The 19005-nt window shown below is 56.8% G+C and carries 17 protein-coding genes and 1 pseudogene; 16 read left to right on the top strand and 2 right to left on the bottom strand.

Annotated features, from left to right (window positions below):
• Positions 1-129 precede the first annotated feature (129 nt).
• Positions 130-996 (bottom strand): SAM-dependent methyltransferase TehB, encoded by an 867-nt coding sequence (tehB, locus tag JWF83_RS22315; RefSeq protein ID WP_413652705.1) that lies wholly within the window; start codon positions 994-996, stop codon positions 130-132.
• 96 nt (positions 997-1092) lie between these two features.
• A pseudogene (gene norV, locus JWF83_RS22310) lies at positions 1093-2316 on the bottom strand (anaerobic nitric oxide reductase flavorubredoxin); the annotation flags it as partial.
• A 177-nt stretch (positions 2317-2493) separates the two neighbouring features.
• Here norV and norR point away from each other — a divergent pair.
• The 16 genes from norR to JWF83_RS22230 all read left to right on the top strand — a co-directional run.
• A complete protein-coding gene (gene norR / locus JWF83_RS22305) occupies positions 2494-4029 on the top strand; it encodes a nitric oxide reductase transcriptional regulator NorR (protein ID WP_413652704.1) in 1536 nt (511 codons plus the stop codon).
• A gap of 582 nt (positions 4030-4611) precedes the next feature.
• On the top strand, positions 4612-5496 hold the full coding sequence (nifH, locus tag JWF83_RS22300; protein ID WP_413652703.1) for a nitrogenase iron protein: 885 nt from the start codon (positions 4612-4614) through the stop codon (positions 5494-5496).
• A 13-nt stretch (positions 5497-5509) separates the two neighbouring features.
• Positions 5510-6961, top strand: a complete 1452-nt coding sequence (gene nifD, locus JWF83_RS22295; RefSeq protein WP_413652702.1) for a nitrogenase molybdenum-iron protein alpha chain — start codon at positions 5510-5512, stop codon at positions 6959-6961.
• Between the two features lie 43 nt (positions 6962-7004).
• Positions 7005-8573 (top strand): nitrogenase molybdenum-iron protein subunit beta, encoded by a 1569-nt coding sequence (gene nifK / locus JWF83_RS22290; RefSeq protein ID WP_413652701.1) that lies wholly within the window; start codon positions 7005-7007, stop codon positions 8571-8573.
• Between the two features lie 48 nt (positions 8574-8621).
• Positions 8622-8834, top strand: a complete 213-nt coding sequence (locus JWF83_RS22285) for a NifT/FixU family protein (protein WP_413652700.1) — start codon at positions 8622-8624, stop codon at positions 8832-8834.
• A 15-nt stretch (positions 8835-8849) separates the two neighbouring features.
• Complete coding sequence (locus JWF83_RS22280; RefSeq protein WP_413652699.1) at positions 8850-9515, top strand: NifB/NifX family molybdenum-iron cluster-binding protein; 666 nt, start codon at positions 8850-8852, stop codon at positions 9513-9515.
• 153 nt (positions 9516-9668) lie between these two features.
• On the top strand, positions 9669-11042 hold the full coding sequence (nifE, locus tag JWF83_RS22275; RefSeq protein WP_413652698.1) for a nitrogenase iron-molybdenum cofactor biosynthesis protein NifE: 1374 nt from the start codon (positions 9669-9671) through the stop codon (positions 11040-11042).
• A 14-nt stretch (positions 11043-11056) separates the two neighbouring features.
• Positions 11057-12436 carry a nitrogenase iron-molybdenum cofactor biosynthesis protein NifN gene (nifN, locus tag JWF83_RS22270; RefSeq protein ID WP_413652697.1) on the top strand — a complete coding sequence of 460 codons (1380 nt, stop codon included), beginning with the start codon at positions 11057-11059 and terminating at the stop codon, positions 12434-12436.
• Complete coding sequence (locus JWF83_RS22265) at positions 12423-12893, top strand: NifB/NifX family molybdenum-iron cluster-binding protein (protein WP_413652696.1); 471 nt, start codon at positions 12423-12425, stop codon at positions 12891-12893. The genes nifN and JWF83_RS22265 overlap by 14 nt, the downstream gene beginning before the upstream one ends.
• A gap of 180 nt (positions 12894-13073) precedes the next feature.
• Positions 13074-13904: a Fe-S cluster assembly protein NifU gene (gene nifU / locus JWF83_RS22260; RefSeq protein ID WP_413652695.1), complete on the top strand. Its 831-nt coding sequence runs from the start codon at positions 13074-13076 to the stop codon at positions 13902-13904.
• A gap of 26 nt (positions 13905-13930) precedes the next feature.
• Positions 13931-15124 (top strand): cysteine desulfurase NifS, encoded by a 1194-nt coding sequence (gene nifS / locus JWF83_RS22255; RefSeq protein ID WP_413652694.1) that lies wholly within the window; start codon positions 13931-13933, stop codon positions 15122-15124.
• Between the two features lie 13 nt (positions 15125-15137).
• On the top strand, positions 15138-16280 hold the full coding sequence (gene nifV / locus JWF83_RS22250; RefSeq protein WP_413652693.1) for a homocitrate synthase: 1143 nt from the start codon (positions 15138-15140) through the stop codon (positions 16278-16280).
• A gap of 1 nt (position 16281) precedes the next feature.
• The gene (locus tag JWF83_RS22245) at positions 16282-16539 is read left to right on the top strand and encodes a nitrogenase-stabilizing/protective protein NifW (protein ID WP_413652692.1); all 258 of its coding nucleotides are present in this window, start codon (positions 16282-16284) and stop codon (positions 16537-16539) included.
• Positions 16536-16979, top strand: coding sequence for a nitrogen fixation protein NifZ (locus JWF83_RS22240; RefSeq protein ID WP_413652691.1), 444 nt, complete (start codon positions 16536-16538; stop codon positions 16977-16979). Before JWF83_RS22245 ends, JWF83_RS22240 begins: the two co-directional genes overlap by 4 nt.
• Complete coding sequence (gene nifM / locus JWF83_RS22235) at positions 16976-17740, top strand: nitrogen fixation protein NifM (RefSeq protein WP_413652690.1); 765 nt, start codon at positions 16976-16978, stop codon at positions 17738-17740. The genes JWF83_RS22240 and nifM overlap by 4 nt, the downstream gene beginning before the upstream one ends.
• Positions 17741-18509: 769 nt before the next feature.
• The coding region (locus JWF83_RS22230) for a PAS domain-containing protein (protein ID WP_413652689.1) at positions 18510-19005 on the top strand (496 nt) is incomplete at its 3' end.

Genomic DNA, 19005 nt, shown 5'->3' with positions numbered 1-19005 from the left:
TATTATAGGGATAAGGCAACGCAGCGGTTTGTGTGGTCTGATGGCTGTAGGGGCGTGGTTTGTTCTGTAGGCACGGCAACGGGAGCCATAAATGGCCCCGGTTCGATGTTAATATGGCGGTATTACTGCTTAGTCGGGGGCTTTTTGTGCCAGCAACGTGGCGAAACGCAGCCTGATGCGGTTACCGGCCGCATCGGTTTTATGCAACTGACCGACGTCCTCATTATATTTAATGATCTCCCAGCCGGCATAACGGGCTGGCAGTTCGCCCGATCTGAAGGTGAATGAGAAGGGCATCGGGCACGGATAATCTTCGCTATCCATCGCGGCGACAATCAGGTTATAGCCGCCTGGCGCGGTACACTGCTGCATATTCTCAATCAGCGCCGGGATGCGCTCCGGGTTGAGAAACATAAACACCACCGTAGAGAAAATAAAGTCATAGCGGCCGTCGAAACGGATGCTGTTAAGATCCTGCACGGCGGTGGTGATCCCCGCCAGATGTTCCGCCGCAATCAGCTGATTAACGCCATCAATACCGACGATATTTTTATCCCAGGCGCTAACTTCAAATCCTTTTAGCTTCAGATAGAGCGCATTGCGGCCCGCGCCGCAGCCGAGATCCAGCGCTTTACCTGGCGTCATCTGCTGTGCCGCTGCCACCACTTCCGAATGGGGGGCGGTCAGCTGGTACTTTTTGCTAAAGTACTCTTCCGCCGTGCAGTAAAAGGCCAGCTGACACTGCATATCGCTGGAGCAAGCGGCGATGCGATGCCACTGTTGCGGCTCAACCAACGGCGTAGCGCTCTGCGGGGTGAAGTGCAGTAACTCAGTGGTATCACCGGATGCCGTCATCATGGCGAATGTCAGCGAGCCTTGCAGGATAGTTAGTTTTGCCCAGCTTCCGGGCTGGGTGTTGTGTTGTTGTGTGAAGCTGTGCGGCAGCGTGCTGCTGTTCCATACCGGCATGGTTTTATAGAGCAATAATTCTTTCATCGGCGGTTCCTGCTGGCGGATTGCCGGGCGCTGAGAGCCCGGCAACGGCGCGAGAGTGGAGTTAAAAGGGTAAATTTATGCCGCTACTTCGGTACCAGGTGACGTCACTGGCGTAGCCGGCGAAGGCAGTGCCCATTCAGCGGCGATTTTGCGCCCGTGCGCCCGGCATTGTTCCAGAGCTGGCGCATCCGGCCGCCACTTAATTTTCAGCGCCAGGGCAATATCAAAGCCGGCATCCATCAGCCGTGTCTGGACGCGATCCACCGCGCCGCCCGCCCAGCCATAGCTGCCAAAAGCGGCGGCCTTTTTATTACGAAAACGCAGGCCAGCCAGCTCTTCAAGCATGCCGGCGACTTTTGGCATCATCACGTTATTCATAGTGGATGAACCCACCAGCAGACCTTTTGAACGGAAGATTTGCGTCAGGATCTCATTCTTATCATGGCGGGCAATATTGTAGATTTTCACCGCCACGCCGGGATCGGTATCATGAATACCCTGCGCGATAGCGTCAGCCATCATGCGGGTATTGGCTGACATGGTGTCATAGATAATGGTGATGCGGTCTTGCTGGTAATCCGCTGCCCACTCCAGATATTGACTGACGATTTGCGCCGGATTGTCGCGCCATACGACGCCGTGGGAGGTGGCAATCATCGCCAGCGGCAGGTTAAAGCCGAGGATCTCGTTAATTTTCAGTGTGACCAGCCGGCTGAACGGCGTCAGAATATTGGCATAGTAACGGGCGCACTGTTCATACAGTTCGATCTGATTCACTTCATCATTAAACAGATGTTCATCACAATAGTGCTGACCGAAGGCATCGTTGCTGAACAGCACCGCATCGTCGGTAATATAGGTCATCATACTGTCTGGCCAGTGCAGCATCGGCGTTTCAATAAAAATCAGTTGCTTGCCATTACCGATATCCAGTCTGTCGCCGGTTTTTACCGTTCTGAACTGCCATTCCGGGTGATGATGATGGCCGTTAATCGAGTCAACCGCATTGGCGGTACAATAGATCGGGGTATGCGGGATGAGCGCCATCAGTTCGGTTAATGCCCCCGCGTGATCCTCTTCGGCATGATTAATCACGATATAATCGATAAGATTGAGGTCGATCTCCTGTTGCAGGTTGGCGACAAAATCGCGACTGAATTTCTGGTCAACCGTATCGATCAACACATTGCAGCCCTCGCGGATCAGATAGCTGTTATAGCTGCTACCCTGGTGTGTTTTGTATTCGGTGCCGTGAAAGTCACGGATTTCCCAGTCCCGTTGTCCGACCCAACTGATATTGTTCTTAACCTGCATAGCCATAACCGCATCCTTGAAAAGTGAAAGTTGAACTTCCTCTTAATTAGCAAACGGTGTGCCATATTATATCTAATTGAATTAAAACAACTTAAAATAGATATTAGTCAATTTGACAATGGGTTATTATTGTCAAATTGACTTTAACTGTGTCGCAATGACAAAACGTCGGAATGACAAAACATGAGCCTGTCGATTCAGTCCCTTGCCAGTATTGCCATTGAACTCCAGCGCGGTCTCTCCGGGCGCGACCGCTTTCAGCGCCTGATCGGCAGCATGCGGGCGTTACTCAAATGCGATGCCTCGGCGCTGCTGCGATATGAAAATCAGCTGTTCCGGCCGCTGGCGATTGATGGTCTGTCGCCGGATGTGCTGGGGCGACGTTTTACCCTTGCCGCTCATCCGCGTCTTGAAGCCATTGCCCGGGCCGGAAATGTGGTGCGTTTTCCGGCTGACAGCCAGTTAGCCGATCCCTACGATGGCCTGATTCCTGGACATGACCAGTTAAAAGTCCATGCCTGCATTGGTCTGCCGCTGTTTGCCGATCAGCAACTGATCGGCGCGCTGACCTTTGACAGTCTCAATCCGGCGCAGTTTGACGGATTCAGCGATGACGAACTCTGGCTGCTCGGCGCGCTGGCGTCCTCCGCGCTCAATAATGCGCTGCTGGTGGAGGCGCTGGAGAATCAGGCGTTGCCTGCGGCCGGTATGCCCGCGCCGGGACAACCGCATCCCCGGCGTAGCGAGGAGGAGATGGTGGGGCTCTCCGCACCGTTGCAGCAACTGCGGCATGAAATAGCGGTGGTCGCCGGGTCCGATTTGAATGTGCTGATCACCGGTGAAACCGGGGTCGGTAAAGAGCTGGTCGCCAATGCCATCCACCGTTTATCACCGCGCGCCGATAAGCCGCTGGTGTATCTGAACTGTGCGGCGCTGCCGGAAAGCGTGGCGGAAAGTGAGCTGTTCGGTCATGTCAAAGGGGCGTTTACCGGCGCGATACATAACCGCACCGGCAAGTTTGAAATGGCTGACAACGGCACGCTATTACTGGATGAAATCGCTGAACTGTCACTGGTGCTGCAGGCCAAATTACTGCGCGTTATTCAGTATGGCGACCTGCAACGGGTGGGCGATGACAGCAGTAAACGGGTCAATGTGCGTATTCTCGCCGCCACCAACTGCGATTTAAAGCAGGCGGTGCTGGCGGGACGCTTTCGGGTTGACCTGTTCCACCGGTTAAGTGTTTTTCCGCTGAATGTCCCGCCGTTGCGCGAAAGGAAAGGCGACATCGTCTTGCTGGCGGGATTTTTTGTCGAACGTATTCGCCATAAACTGGCGCTTGCCCAGCTGATATTGCCGCCCGATACCCGGCAGATGCTGGAGAGCTATGCCTGGCCCGGCAACATTCGCGAAATGAAGCATGCGATTGAGCGTGCAGCGGTGCTCGCCAGAGCATCGCAACCGCAAGGGGGAGTGACGCTGCACCGTCAGCTGTTTAATCTGCCATCTGCCTCAGTTGAATCGATTCAACCGATGGCAACTCCGGCGCATCCGCTGCCGGCAACGGTAAACTTTCTGCAGGCTACTCAGGACTTTCAGCGGCAGCTCATCACCAGGCGACTGGAGGAAAATCAGATGAACTGGTCGGCCTGTGCGCGCGCATTAAACCTTGATGCCGGTAACCTGCATCGGTTAGCTAAACGCCTGGGAATGAAGTAACAGCGCTGGCGATCGCCAGCCATAAAAAAGCCCGGCAAGTTGCCGGGCGGTATAATCTGCACCATTAAGGGAACCAGCAATAGTTCCTGATCGCTAAGATAGCGGGGTTGAAACGATTCACCACGATCATTTTTATTCGTTTTGATTAACTAATTTTCTTTATCCCAATCGCTGTTTTATCCCCTCTTTCGCACAATTACGCAGAAAACCATTATTTTTCCTTATCATGAAGTTTAAAATCTTATTTATTAGTGAGTTACAAGGATGATAACTGTAATTATTATCAATAACAGTTTCCCGGCGGTGGCTGAAACGCGCCAGTTTCAGTTTTCCCTGCGGCTTTTTTATTTTGCAATAATTGATCATCAATCCGCATTGCCTGCCCCGCTACCTACCGGCATTTCCCACGTCGCAATTGTCTGCTTTACAACAAACCGGCGGTAATTGTTTCGCCCCGCGTCGTTCTGCGACGAGGTGATTTTATTAAATATGATATTTATCAACAGGTTGTTTATTTTCCGTGACTGGTACATTCCGTGCAACAGATAACCCGTGTTAATCGACATCACTGGAGAGAACAACATGGCAATGCGTCAATGCGCCATTTATGGCAAAGGCGGTATCGGCAAGTCCACGACTACCCAGAATCTGGTCGCGGCCCTGGCGGAAATGGGTAAAAAGGTCATGATTGTCGGCTGCGATCCGAAAGCGGATTCCACCCGATTGATCCTGCATGCGAAAGCGCAAAACACCATTATGGAGATGGCGGCAGAAGTCGGCTCGGTTGAAGATCTGGAGCTGGAGGATGTACTACAAATCGGGTACGGCGGCGTGCGCTGTGCGGAATCAGGCGGCCCGGAGCCAGGTGTCGGCTGTGCCGGACGTGGGGTGATCACCGCCATTAACTTCCTTGAAGAGGAAGGCGCCTATGTACCGGATCTCGACTTTGTGTTTTACGACGTGCTGGGTGACGTGGTCTGCGGTGGTTTTGCCATGCCGATCCGCGAAAACAAAGCGCAGGAGATCTATATCGTCTGTTCCGGCGAGATGATGGCGATGTATGCCGCCAACAATATCTCGAAAGGGATCGTGAAATATGCCAAATCCGGCAAGGTGCGACTGGGTGGCCTGATCTGTAACTCGCGACAGACTGACCGTGAAGATGAGCTGATTATTGCGCTGGCGGAGAAGCTGGGTACCACCATGATCCACTTTGTGCCGCGCGCCAATATCGTGCAACGGGCGGAAATCCGCCGTATGACGGTGATTGAGTACGATCCGAATTGTGATCAGGCCAATGAGTACCGCACGCTGGCTACCAAAATCCTGAACAACACCAATATGGTGGTGCCGACGCCGATCACGATGGATGAGCTGGAAGCGTTGTTAATGGAATTCGGCATTCTCGCTGAGGAAGACGACACCATTATTGGCCGTACCGCTGCCGAAGAAGCTGCCGCTTCCTGATAAGGGGTTTGTGATGAGTAATGCCACAACATCAGAGCGTAACCAGGCGCTTATCCAGGAAGTGCTGGAAGTGTTCCCGGAAAAGACGCGCAAAGAGCGCAAAAAACACATTATGGTGGCCGACCCCGCGCAGGAGGGGGTCGGTAAGTGCATGGTGTCGAATCGCAAGTCGCAACCCGGCGTAATGACGGTGCGCGGCTGTGCTTATGCCGGATCAAAAGGGGTGGTTTTTGGTCCGATTAAAGATATGGCGCACGTCTCCCATGGTCCGATTGGTTGCGGACAATACTCGCGCGCCGGCCGACGGAATTACTTCACCGGCTGGAGCGGGGTAAACAGTTTCGGCACCCTGAACTTCACCTCCGATTTTCAGGAGCGTGACATCGTTTTCGGCGGCGATAAAAAGCTGGCGAAGCTGATTGAAGAGCTGGAGATGCTGTTCCCGCTGACCAAAGGGATTTCGGTGCAGTCGGAGTGCCCGGTCGGGCTGATTGGCGACGATATCGAAGCGGTGGCCAAAAGCAGCAGTGCGGCGCTGGGTAAGCCGGTGGTGCCGGTACGTTGCGAAGGTTTTCGCGGCGTATCGCAGTCACTTGGCCACCATATCGCCAATGATGTGATCCGCGACTGGGTACTGAGCAACCGTGATGGTCAGGCGTTTGTGACCACCGATTACGATGTTGCGATTATTGGCGACTACAACATCGGCGGTGATGCCTGGGCATCGCGCATTCTGCTGGAAGAGATGGGGTTACGGGTGGTGGCGCAGTGGTCCGGCGACGGCACGCTGGTGGAGATGGAAAACACGCCGCAAGTGAAACTTAACCTGGTGCACTGTTACCGCTCAATGAACTACATCTCGCGCCATATGGAAGAGAAATATGGCATCCCATGGATGGAATATAACTTTTTTGGTCCGGGGAAAATCGCCGAATCTCTGCGCGCCATTGCGGCAAAGTTCGATGACCATATTCAGCAAAAAGCCGAACAGGTAATTGCCCGCTACCAGGCGCAAACCGAGGCGATTATTGCCAAATACCGTCCGCGTCTGGCCGGGAAGAAAGTGATGCTCTATCTCGGCGGCTTACGTCCGCGCCATATTATCGGCGCCTATGAAGATCTGGGAATGGAAATTATCGGTACCGGTTATGAGTTTGGTCATAACGATGATTATGACCGCACGCTGCCGGAGCTGAAAGAGGGCACGCTGCTGTATGACGACCTGAGCAGTTATGAACTGGAAGCCTTTGTGAAAGCGCTGAAACCGGATCTGATTGGCTCCGGCATTAAAGAGAAATATATCTTCCAGAAAATGGGCGTGCCGTTTCGTCAGATGCACTCCTGGGACTACTCCGGCCCCTATCACGGCTATGACGGCTTTGCCATTTTTGCCCGTGATATGGATATGACCCTGAATAATCCCGGTTGGGCGCAGCTTACCGCCCCCTGGTTGCAAACTGCCTGATACCCCGGTTGTCCACGGATTAGTGGCACGGGAGGAGATAATCATGAGCCAGACCAGAGACAAAATAGACGCCTGTTACCCGCTATTTGAACAGGAAGAGTACCAGACGCTGTTTCGCAGTAAACGCGGCATGGAAGAGGCGCACGATGATCAACGTGTGCGCGAGGTGTTTGAGTGGACCACCAGTGAAGAGTACCAGACGCTGAATTTCCAGCGCGAGGCGCTGACCATTGACCCGGCAAAAGCCTGCCAGCCGCTGGGGGCGGTGCTCTGTGCGCTGGGCTTCAGCAATACCCTGCCTTATGTGCATGGTTCCCAGGGGTGCGTTGCCTATTTCCGCACCTACTTTAACCGCCATTTTAAAGAGCCGGTGGCCTGTGTTTCCGACTCAATGACGGAAGATGCGGCGGTATTTGGCGGCAACAGCAATATGAATACCGGCTTACAGAATGCCAGTACCCTGTATCAGCCGGAGATGATCGCCGTCTCAACCACCTGTATGGCGGAAGTGATCGGCGATGACCTGCAGGCATTTATCGCTAATGCCAAAAAAGATGGCTTTGTTGCTGCCGATATGCCGATTCCTTATGCCCATACGCCGAGTTTTATCGGCAGCCATATCACCGGCTGGGACAATATGTTTGAAGGTTTCGCCCGCACCTTTACCGCAAAAGAGCAGGGGGCGTATCAACCTGGCAGTGTCGCCAGTATTAATCTGGTCGCCGGTTTTGAAACCTATCTGGGGAATTTTCGCGTGCTGAAACGGATGATGGAACAGATGGCGGTGCCTTACAGCCTGCTGTCCGATCCTTCAGAAGTGCTGGATACCCCGGCTGACGGTCATTACCGCATGTATGCCGGCGGCACCAGTCAGCAGGAAATGCGTGATGCGCCCAATGCGATTGATACCCTGCTGCTGCAGCCATGGCAACTGGTGAAAACCCGCAAAGTGGTGCAGGGCGACTGGCAGCAACCGGCTACGGAAGTCAACACGCCAATTGGCCTGGCCGCTACCGATGAGCTGCTGATGACTATCAGCCGCTTAAGCGGCAAACCGATTGCCGATGCCCTGACGCTGGAACGTGGCCGGCTGGTGGATATGATGCTGGACTCCCATACCTGGCTGCATGGCAAGCGTTTCGGTCTGTTTGGCGATCCGGATTTTGTGATGGGTCTGACGCGTTTTTTACTGGAACTGGGTTGTGAACCGACCACCATTCTCTGTCATAACGGCAATAAGCGCTGGCAGAAGGCGATGAAGAAGATGCTGGCGGAATCACCTTATGGTCAGGAGAGCGAAGTCTATATCAACTGCGATCTGTGGCACTTCCGTTCGCTGATGTTTACCCGCAAGCCTGACTTTATGATTGGTAACTCTTACGCCAAGTTTATTCAGCGCGATACCCTGGCAAAAGGCGAACAGTTTGAAGTTCCGCTGATCCGCCTTGGCTTCCCGCTGTTTGACCGCCATCATCTGCACCGTCAGACCACCTGGGGCTATGAAGGGGCAATGACCATTCTGACCTGCCTGGTCAATGCCGTGCTGGAACAGCTGGACAGAGAGACCATGAAGCTGGGTAAAACCGACTACAACTTCGACCTTATCCGCTAGCCGCCCTCCCTGCCCCGGCCGGGGCAGGGAACTGCAGGAGAAAACACGATGCCGATGGTGATTTTTCGTCACAGTAACGAGCAGTTATGGTGCTATGTCGCGAAGCTGGATCTTGAAGCGCGGGTCATGGCCGTCGAGTTCGATAATGCTGAACGCTGGGGTGGGCGGGTGGAAATAGAGGGGGACAAGGTCTGGTATGTGCAGCCCCAGCAACCGCGCCCGCGTTTTCCGGTCTCACTGCGCGCCACACGCGCCGAATAAGCTGCAGGAGGAACCATGAACCAGGATGAGATACTGTTCTGGCGCGTTTTTGCGCTAATGCACTGCCTGCCGGAGCTGACGCCGGCACAAGTGGTCGACTGGCTGGGCATGGAGCAGGAGGGGGCGCTGGATGTCGATCAGATTGCACGTCTGCCGCAGGCATGGCTGGAAGCTCGTTTTCCGGCCGATCGCGCGCGACTGACTGCGATGCGCTGGCGCCAGATTATGGCCTGCCTGCGCGGCGAGCTGCCTGCTCACCTGACGCTGCAACCGCGCCAGCTTACCCCGGCCACGTTGCTGGTCGCCTTTGCCTCGCAGGATGGGGTGACCATTAATGGGCATTTTGGTCAGAGCCGGTTGTTTTTTATCTATGCGCTTGATGACAGCGGGGCCGGGCTTTATGACTTGCGCCGCTGGGCGGGCGACACGCCGGGACTGGAAAGCAACGAAACCCGCGTCCGTCTGCTGGAGGGCTGTCATCTGCTGTTTTGCGAATCGATTGGCGGCCCGGCGGCGGCGCGGGTGATCCGCTGTAATGTCCATCCGGTCAAAGCCAAACCAGGCACCCTGATTACCACGCAGTTGCAGGCATTACAAACCATGCTCACGCAACAACTTCCGCCATGGCTGGCCAGGCGGCTGGGGAAACACAATCCTCTGACGCAGCGTGTTTTTAGCTAATCCTCTCCAGGTGTGAGCATTGTTTGTCACACCTGCTGCAATTGTTGCTTTTGTCGTAAATCCGCCAAAAATAAACCCTTCTAAATCATATTGTTAATGCTGGATCACCATTTGCACTATCGGGTTACTATCCACTGATAAAGCGAGCGTGAGATGAAAGGCAACGAGATCCTGGCACTACTAGATGAACCTGCCTGCGAACATAACCGCAAACAAAAAAGTGGCTGCAGTGCGCCCAAACCTGGCGGAACCGTCGGCGGCTGCGCCTTTGACGGCGCGCAAATCACTCTGATGCCGGTCGCTGATGTGGCGCATCTGGTTCATGGTCCGATTGGTTGTGTCGGCAGCTCATGGGATAACCGCGGCAGTTGCAGTTCCGGCCCGAATATCAACCGGCTGGGGTTTACCACCGATCTCAGCGAGCAGGATGTGATTATGGGGCGCGGCGAACGGCGGTTATTTCATGCGGTGCGCCATATTGTCAGCCACTACCAGCCGGCGGCGGTATTTGTTTATAACACCTGCGTGCCCGCCACTGAGGGCGACGATTTGAATGCGGTCTGCGCGGCGGCGTCGGTGGCGATGAAACTGCCGGTGATTGCCATTGATGCCGCTGGTTTCTACGGCAGTAAAAATCTCGGCAACCGCATAGCCGGGGAAGTGATGCTAAATCAGGTGATGGGGCAACGTGAACCGGCGCCCTGGCCGCAAAGCAGCGCTGGCGGCTTCCGTCATCATGATATCTGCCTGACCGGCGAGTTCAATATCGCCGGCGAGTTCTGGAATGTACTGCCGCTGCTTGATGAGCTGGGGATCCGCGTATTGTGCACGCTGGCAGGCGATGCGCGTTTTGCTGAGATCCAGACGATGCACCGCGCCGAGGTCAATATGCTGGTGTGCTCACGCGCGCTGATCAATGTGGCGCGCCAGATGGAGCAGCGCTGGCAGATCCCGTGGTTTGAAGGCAGTTTCTACGGAATTCGTGAAATGTCCGCTTCGCTGCGTCAGATTGCCCGCCTGCTGAAGGATGAAGATTTACAGCAGCGTACCGAACGGCTTATCGCCCGCGAGGAAGCGGCGCTGGAGCTGGAGCTGGCGCCGTGGCGTGAGCGACTTCGGGGGCGCAAGGTGCTGCTGTATACCGGCGGGGTGAAATCCTGGTCGGTCGTCTCGGCATTGCAGGATCTTGGCATCACGGTGGTGGCAACCGGTACCCGCAAATCCACCGAAGAAGATAAACAGCGTATTCGCCAGCTAATGGGGGATGAGGCGCTGATGCTGGAAGAGGGCAATGCCCGGCTGCTGCTCGACACCCTGTACCGTTTTGGCGCCGATATGATGATTGCCGGCGGGCGCAATATGTACACCGCCTACAAAGCGCGGCTGCCGTTTCTGGATATTAACCAGGAGCGGGAACACGCCTTCGCCGGTTATCGCGGCATGGTGGAAATGGCGCGTCAGCTCTGTCTGACGCTGGAAAGTCCGGTCTGGCGGCAGGTACACAGTACCGCGCCGTGGCATGAATAAATCAGGAGAGGATCATGGCGCGTATTATCCGAAACAAGAAGCCACTGGCGACCAGCCCGATTAAAAGCGGCCAGCCGCTGGGGGCGATCCTCGCCAGTCTTGGTATTGAACAGACTATCCCGCTGGTACATGGCGCTCAGGGATGCAGCGCCTTTGCCAAAGTATTTTTTATTCAGCATTTCCATGAGCCGGTGCCGCTGCAATCCACCGCTATGGATCCCACCACCACCATTATGGGATCCGATGACAATATCCTCACCGCCCTGACCACCCTGTGTCAGCGCAATGCACCCAAAGCCATTGTTCTGCTGAGTACCGGGCTGTCAGAAGCCCAGGGCAGCGATATCGATCGCACGGTGCGCCAGTTTCGCGAGCAGCAGCCGCGTTTTCGCCATATTGCCATTCTGACGGTGGCGACGCCGGATTTTTACGGTTCAATGGAGAACGGCTACAGCGCGGTGCTGGAGAGCGTGATCAAACAGTGGGTGCCGGATACGCCGCCGCTGGGCATCCGCAATAAGCGCGTGAATCTGCTGGTCAGCCATCTGTTTACGCCGGGCGATATCGAGCTGATCCGCAGTTATATTGAGGGGTTTGGCCTGCAGGCGGTGATCCTGCCTGATCTGTCGCAGTCGATGGACGGCAATCTGGCCGCCGGCGATTTTAATCCGGTAACGCAGGGCGGCACCGCGATACGTCTGATTGAGCAGCTGGGGCAGAGTCTGACCACCATTACGCTGGGGGTCTCGCTGAACCGCGCCAGCAGCCTGCTGGCAGCGCGCAGCCGCGGCGCGGCGCTCGATTTGCCGCATCTGATGACCATGGAAACTATCGACCAGTTGATCCTGCATTTGCAGCAGCAGTCCGGACGCGAGGTGCCAGCATGGATCGCCCGTCAGCGTAGCCAGTTACAGGACGCGATGATCGATTGTCATATGTGGTTGCAGGAACGGCGTATCGCCATCGCGGCGGAGGGGGATCTGCTGGCCGCCTGGTGCGATTTTGCCCTCAGCCAGGGGATGGTGCTGTCAACGGTGCTGGCGCCGGTGAATCAGGTCAGCCTGGCCGCACTGCAGGTGGAGGAGGTGCTGATCGGCGATCTGGAGGATTTAGCCGCCGCGATCACCGAGCATCCGGTGGATCTGCTGATTGCCAACTCCCATGCTGCCGATGTTGCTGAACAGCATCAGCCGGCATTTATTCGCAGCGGTTTCCCCATTTTCGATCGTATCGGTGAGTTTCGCCGTACGCGCCAGGGCTATGCCGGCGTGCGCGATACGCTGTTTGAACTGGCCAATCTGATGCAGCAGCGCCATCACCATCAGCCGGTTTACCATTCGCCGCTGAAACAGCGCTTCCCGGTCATGGCGGAGGTGGTTTATGAGCGGGATTAATCGCCATTTATGTGCGGTGGCGCCGCAGCCATGGGCGATGAAAGTCGCCTTTGCCAGCACCGATTATCATTACGTCGATCAGCATTTCGGCATCACACCGCGGCTGGTGATTTACGGTGTGCGCGAGGATGAGGTAATGCTGCTGAAAGTCGCCGACTTTGCGGTTACCCAGGGGCATCAGCCGGAGAAGCTCGCCTGCCGGATCGATGCGCTGGAAGATTGCGTCACGCTCTACTGTGTGGCGATCGGCGATACCCTGTTCCGCCAGTTATTGCAGGTTGGCGTGCGTGCGGTGCGGGTGCCGCCGCAAACCTCCATTTCTTACCTGCTGACACAGATTCAGCAACACTGGTCATCGTTTGAAGATCGTCATCAGCGGCGACAGAAACGCGACGCTGCGCGCGTCAGTCAGTGGCAGAACCCGGGTGACTGGCTGGAAGATTACGGCGACGAGTAAATGTCATTTCTGTGACAAAGCCGACATAAATTACGACAAGGTCGGTTTTTTTTTGCAGGGCTTTTTTTTAGCTGACTGAAAACTAATGCTTTTTGCCATGGCATTACATTTGCTCCAGTGATCGGGTCGCCGCGGTGATATTGCGACGCCTTGTAATGGCAACTCAATGGGGAGATCACGATGTGGAATTATTCGGAGAAAGTTAAAGAGCACTTCTTTCATCCACGTAACGCCAAAGTGGTAGCGGATGCGAATGCGGTGGGCGATGTCGGTTCACTGAGCTGTGGTGATGCCCTGCGTTTAATGCTGAAAGTGGATCCGGAAACCGAGATGATCCTGGACGCGGGTTTCCAGACCTTTGGCTGCGGGAGTGCCATCGCTTCTTCTTCAGCGCTGACCGAACTGATTATTGGCCGGACACTTTCCCAGGCGCAGCAGGTTAACAACCAGCAGATTGCCGCCTTTCTGGATGGTCTGCCGCCGGAGAAAATGCACTGTTCGGTGATGGGGCAGGAGGCGCTGCAGGCCGCCATCGCCAACTATCGCGGTGAAACGCTGGAAGATGATGATCATGAAGAGGGCGCGCTGATCTGCAAATGCTTCGCTGTCGATGAAGGGCAGATCCGTCGGGCGGTGACCGGCAACGGACTGACTACCCTCGAAGAGGTGATTAACTACACCAAAGCGGGCGGTGGCTGCACCGCCTGTCACGAAAAGATCGAGCTGGTACTGGAAGCGATTCTGAGTGAAGCCCCGCTGGTTGCGATTGCGCCAGCGACAGCGGCAAATAACGCGCAGTGGCAGGAGATTGATGAGGTGGTGTCCTCGTTGCGTCCGCATATTCAGGCGGATGGCGGCGACGTCAGGCTGATTAGCGTCAGCGAGCAACAGGTGGTAGTCAGCCTTTCCGGCAGTTGTAACGGCTGCATGATGACCGATATGACCCTTGCCTGGTTGCAGCAAAAAATCGTCGAACGCTTACACCGCTATATGCAGGTGGTTGCTGCCTGATCCCATCGTTTCTAAGGAGTGCCTTAATGAAAACTATCTATCTCGATAATAACGCCACCACCCGCATCGACCCGATGGTACTGGAGGCGATGCTCCCTTTCCTGCGTGAGCACTATGGCAATCCTTCTTCGATTCACGATGCCGGAGAACCTTGTCGGCGCGGGCTGGCGCGGGCGCGTGAACAGGTCGCCGCGCTGCTGGGCGCACAGCATGATAATGAAATCATTTTTACCTCCTGCGCCACCGAAGCCAGTTCCACCGCGATCCTGTCGGCGGTCAACGCCCGGCCGGAAAGAAAAGAGATTATCACCACCAGCGTGGAGCATCCGGCGACGCTGATGGTCTGCGAACATCTGGAGCGTCAGGGTTACCTGATACACCGACTGGCGGTTAACGCGCAGGGGGCGCTGGATCTGGCGCAGTATCGCAGCCTGCTAAGCGATCGGGTGGCGCTGGTCACCGTGATGTGGGCCAACAATGAAACCGGGGTACTGTTTCCGGTGCCGGAAATGGCGGAAATGGCCCATCAGCAGGGGATTGTCTTCCACTGCGACGCGGTACAGGCGGTGGGTAAGATACCGCTGCATCTGGCGAGCAGCGCCATTGATATGCTCTCCTGCTCAGCGCATAAGTTGCATGGCCCGAAAGGGGTTGGCTGCCTCTATCTGCGGCGCAATACCCGTTTCCGTCCGCTGCTGCGCGGCGGACACCAGGAGCGCGGACGCCGGGCGGGCACCGAGAATATCGCCGGTATTGTCGGCATGGGCAGCGCCTGCGAACTGGCGGGGTTACATCTGGGGATGATGACGGCGGGTATCGCGCCGTTACGCGACCGCCTGCAGGCCGGTATTGTCGCCAGCGTAGAACATGCGCTGGTGATGGGCGGGGAGCAGCCGCGTACGCCGAATACGCTGAATGTGGCTTTTGAATTTATTGAAGGCGAAGCCATTCTGATGTTGCTGAATCACTGTGGTATTGCCGCCTCCAGCGGCAGCGCCTGCGCCTCCGGTTCCCTGGAGCCGTCACACGTGATGCGCGCGATGAATATTCCCTATACCGCCGCCCACGGCAGCATCCGTTTTTCACTCTCCCGCTATACCCGCGAAAAAGAGATCGACTACGTACTGGAACAGATGCCGGGAATTGTCGCAAGGCTGCGCACCCTCTCCCCTTACTGGCATCAGAACGACAGTATGCAGTTTGCTCCTACTTACGGCTGACAGGAACAGAATCATGGTGACGATCAATGACACAACGCTGCGTGACGGCGAGCAGAGTCCGGGGGTGGCGTTTACCGCCGCAGAGAAATTAACCATCGCCCGCAAACTGGTCCAGGCGGGCGTTAATCAGCTGGAAGTGGGCACGCCGGCGATGGGGGCGGAAGAGTGCGCGCGTCTGCGGCGGCTGCGTCTGGCGCTGCCGGATACCGTGATGATGGCCTGGTGCCGGATGAATGAGCAGGAAATTGAAGAAGCGGCACGTTGCGGTATGGACTGGGTCGATATCTCGGTGCCGGCTTCCGATTTTCTGCGCGAGCAGAAACTGCATCAGCCATGGTCGCAAATTACCCAGCGCCTGGAAACGCTGGTGCTGCGCGCGCGCCAGCTGGGGCTGCATGTCTGTATCGGCTGTGAGGATGCCTCGCGCGCTACGGATAGCGCGCTGCGTCTGCTGGCGATGGTTGGCGCTGAAGCGGGCGCCGAACGGCTGCGTTTTGCCGATACCCTCGGACTGCTGGATCCTTTTACCTGCCATGAACGGATTAGCCAGTTGCGCAGCCACTGGCGCGGCGAAATTGAGATGCATGCCCATAACGATCTCGGGCTGGCGGTGGCAAACACTCTGGCTGCGGTGCGTGCTGGCGCCAGCCATGTCAATACCACGGTTATGGGGCTGGGCGAACGGGCCGGTAATGCTGCGCTGGAGCAGGTGGCGCTGGGACTGCTGCATTTTGCCGGGGCGGATACCGGAACGGATTTTGCCATGCTGCCGGAACTCTGCCGCTATGTGGCTCATGCCGCTAACCGCCCGATTGATCTGCAGCAGCCGCTGGTGGGGGGGCAGGTGTTTACCCATGAGTCCGGCGTGCATGTCGCCGCTTTGCTGCGTCATCAGCAGAGCTATCAGGGAATCGACCCGGCGCTGTTTGGCCGTGAATACCGGCTGGTGCTGGGCAAGCACTCCGGGCGTCAGGCGGTAAGTGGTATCTTTCGCCGTCTGGGGTATGAGCCGGATGCGCAGCAAATCGATCAACTGCTGGCGTGGGTGCACAGCTTTGCCGAGCGTTGTAAACGCAACCCGGACGACGGCGAGCTGCAATCGGTCTGGCAGCAACTTTGCGGCAGTACGCAACCCTGCATGGTACAGGAGGGGTAAGATGGCGTGGTTTCATCAGCTAGCAGGAACCGCCACGCTGGAAAGCGCGGAAGATTTTTTTGAGTTCTTCCAGCTGCCCTATGAGCCGCAGCAGTTACGTTCGGTCGCCATAATTGTGCTGCGGGAGTTTCGTCAGCAATTGCAGCAGGCGGTGCCGCTGCGTCAGTCGCTGACGGCAGTGGCGGACAGTGACTGGCATCTGGCGCGGCGGCTGCTGGCCGAGAGTTATCAGCGGGTACGACAGAGGAGTGCGCCATGACCGGTCAGCGCTTTGAACTTAATCAACAGGTGCGGGTGGTGCGCACCCTGCGTAATGATGGCACTTTTGCCGGTCGGGGGCGCGGCGAAGTGTTGGTGCGTCGCGGCAGCTGCGGCTATATCCGCGGCTGGGGGTATTTTCTGCAGGATCTGATTATCTGGCAGGTGCACTTTCTCGACGCCGACGTTACCGTCGGTTGCCGCGACGTGGAGCTGATTGATGGCGCCGCTCCCTGGCGTCAGCTGGCATTTTATTTTGGCGACCAGGTGGCCGCTACCCTGCCACTGACGGTGAATGGTCAGGTAGTGGTCGCGCCGGGCGACAGCGGTGAGGTGATGGAAACCGCGGCCGGTGACGATGAGGGCTATCTGGTGCTGTTCAATCAGCGTCATTTTCGCGTGCCGCAGAGCGCGTTACGGCTCGAACAGGAGGCGCAATGAACGCCTGGCAACGCCACCGTCGCCGATTGTTAGCGCAGCAACACTGGCAGTGCGATCCGCAGGCGATCCCTGCTGCGCAGCAGGCGCAGTTTGAGCAGCGTCTGGCACGTCAGCTGGCGCTGGAGAACTCGGTGGTGCGCGCCGCGCAGCAACGTCAGGTCAGAGTAGCGGCGGCAGCGGCCGAACCGGCGCTGGCCGATGCCGGCTTTAGCGCGGAAGATCAGCGGCAAATTCAGCAGCATCAGGCGCTGCTGGAGGCACAAATGCAGTGGGTGGCAAATCAGGCGCCGCCGCCCGCGGCGGAAACCGTCCACCGCTGGTATCAGCAGCACCGCGAGCGCTTTTGCCGCCCGGAACAGCGTCAGGCCCGGCATCTGCTGATTACCGCGGAGCCGCCCGAGCTGGCGGATGCCGCACTGCAGCTGGCGGCATTGCGCGATCGAATTTGTGCCGATCGGCAGCAGTTTGCCGCGCTGGCCGAACGTCACTCTCACTGTCCCAGCGCGCTACAGGGCGGTCTACTGGGCTGGGTGAGCCGCGGCCTGCTCTATGGGCAGCTGGAAACGGCGCTGTTTGCGCTGCAGGCGGGCGAGCTGAGTGAAGTGATCGGCAGTGAACTGGGGTGGCATATTGTGTTATGTGAAGCGATTCGTCCGCCGCAGCAACTGGCAGAGGAGCAGGCGCTGGCGACAGCGCGGGAACACTGTATGGAGCTGGCGCGCCAGCAATATCTGCGCGACTGGCTGAGTCAGTTACTGTAGCCCTGATCACCCCGGAACCAATGAGCGCCTGGCGTTGAGAGCAGTGGCTGTCAGGCCTCTTCCCCCTTGCTATCTGCCCGCCTGAACAAGGTGCAACCCCTGCACTGTGCTGGCGCAACCGCCGCGCCCGTTACCGATCCCCGGTCTGAAACCATGCCATCTTATGTGGCGAAATGGGGCGCTGGTGAAAAAATAACCGCAAAAGACCACATCAAGATCAAGGTTTATGCAAGTTACTGGTTAAGCGGAACAGGGTTTGCAGGTTTCTATAGGGGCATTTATGCCGCCTGCCGGCCAATCCGGTGGATTGCCGGCTTATTCGGTAGGGGCGGCATTTATGCCGCCTGCCGGCCAATCCGGTGGATTGCCGGCTTATTCGGTAGGGGCGGCATTTATACCGCCTGCCGGCCGATCCGGTGGATTGCCGGCTTATTCGGTAGGGGCGGCATTTATACCGCCGCCGGCCGATCCGGTGGATTGCCGGCTCATTCTGTAGGGGGCATTTATACCGCCTGCTGGCCAATCCGGTGGATTGCCGGCTCATTCTGTAGGGGCGGCATTTATACCGCCTGCCGGCCAATCCGGTGGATTGTCGGCTTATTCTGTAGGGGCGGCATTTATGCCGCCTGCCGGGCAATGCGGTGGATTGCCGGCTTATTCTGTAGGGGCGGCATTTATGCCGCCTGCCGGCCAATCCGGTGGGATTGTCGGTTCATTCTATACGGGAGCCATAAATGGCGCCCTGCGGTTTATAAAACGGGAGAAAGAGATGAGCATTGGTTTGTTTCCAGCCACTCATGATGAAGATGCGCTGGTCAGTAGTCTTTCGCAGGCACATCCCACACTGTTTTATACCGTGGTGGAGCAGTCCTCGGTGGCGATATCGTTAACCGGACCTGATGCGCGCATTGTCTATGCCAACCAGGCTTTTTGCCAGCTTACCGGCTACCGGCGCGATGAGTTACTGGGGCAGGATCATCGCATTCTCGCCAGCCAGCAGACGCCGCGCGAGCTCTACCCGCAAATGTGGCATAACCTGGCGCAGGGGCAGCCGTGGAGCGGACAGCTGATCAACCGTAAGCGCGATCATTCGCTGTATCTGGCCGAGGTCAGTATTTCACCGATTGTTGATCGCCACGGACGGCTGGAACACTACCTGGCGATGCATAAGGATATTAGCGACCGCTATGCGCTGGAGCAGCGGCTGCGTAATAACTTCAGCCTGATTACCTCGGTGCTGAATAATATCCCAGTGGCGGTGGTGG

Origin of the sequence: Pantoea sp. B65 (genome assembly GCF_047308185.1) — a bacterium.
Classification (GTDB): Bacteria; Pseudomonadota; Gammaproteobacteria; order Enterobacterales; family Enterobacteriaceae; genus Erwinia.
This window is presented reverse-complemented; position numbering and strand designations above follow the sequence as displayed.

Coding starts and splice junctions, on each gene's coding strand:
- tehB (WP_413652705.1), bottom strand. CDS start 996: ATGAAAGAATTATTGCTCTATAAAACCATGCCGGTATGGAACAGCAGC.
- norR (WP_413652704.1), top strand. CDS start 2,494: ATGAGCCTGTCGATTCAGTCCCTTGCCAGTATTGCCATTGAACTCCAG.
- nifH (WP_413652703.1), top strand. CDS start 4,612: ATGGCAATGCGTCAATGCGCCATTTATGGCAAAGGCGGTATCGGCAAG.
- nifD (WP_413652702.1), top strand. CDS start 5,510: ATGAGTAATGCCACAACATCAGAGCGTAACCAGGCGCTTATCCAGGAA.
- nifK (WP_413652701.1), top strand. CDS start 7,005: ATGAGCCAGACCAGAGACAAAATAGACGCCTGTTACCCGCTATTTGAA.
- JWF83_RS22285 (WP_413652700.1), top strand. CDS start 8,622: ATGCCGATGGTGATTTTTCGTCACAGTAACGAGCAGTTATGGTGCTAT.
- JWF83_RS22280 (WP_413652699.1), top strand. CDS start 8,850: ATGAACCAGGATGAGATACTGTTCTGGCGCGTTTTTGCGCTAATGCAC.
- nifE (WP_413652698.1), top strand. CDS start 9,669: ATGAAAGGCAACGAGATCCTGGCACTACTAGATGAACCTGCCTGCGAA.
- nifN (WP_413652697.1), top strand. CDS start 11,057: ATGGCGCGTATTATCCGAAACAAGAAGCCACTGGCGACCAGCCCGATT.
- JWF83_RS22265 (WP_413652696.1), top strand. CDS start 12,423: ATGAGCGGGATTAATCGCCATTTATGTGCGGTGGCGCCGCAGCCATGG.
- nifU (WP_413652695.1), top strand. CDS start 13,074: ATGTGGAATTATTCGGAGAAAGTTAAAGAGCACTTCTTTCATCCACGT.
- nifS (WP_413652694.1), top strand. CDS start 13,931: ATGAAAACTATCTATCTCGATAATAACGCCACCACCCGCATCGACCCG.
- nifV (WP_413652693.1), top strand. CDS start 15,138: ATGGTGACGATCAATGACACAACGCTGCGTGACGGCGAGCAGAGTCCG.
- JWF83_RS22245 (WP_413652692.1), top strand. CDS start 16,282: ATGGCGTGGTTTCATCAGCTAGCAGGAACCGCCACGCTGGAAAGCGCG.
- JWF83_RS22240 (WP_413652691.1), top strand. CDS start 16,536: ATGACCGGTCAGCGCTTTGAACTTAATCAACAGGTGCGGGTGGTGCGC.
- nifM (WP_413652690.1), top strand. CDS start 16,976: ATGAACGCCTGGCAACGCCACCGTCGCCGATTGTTAGCGCAGCAACAC.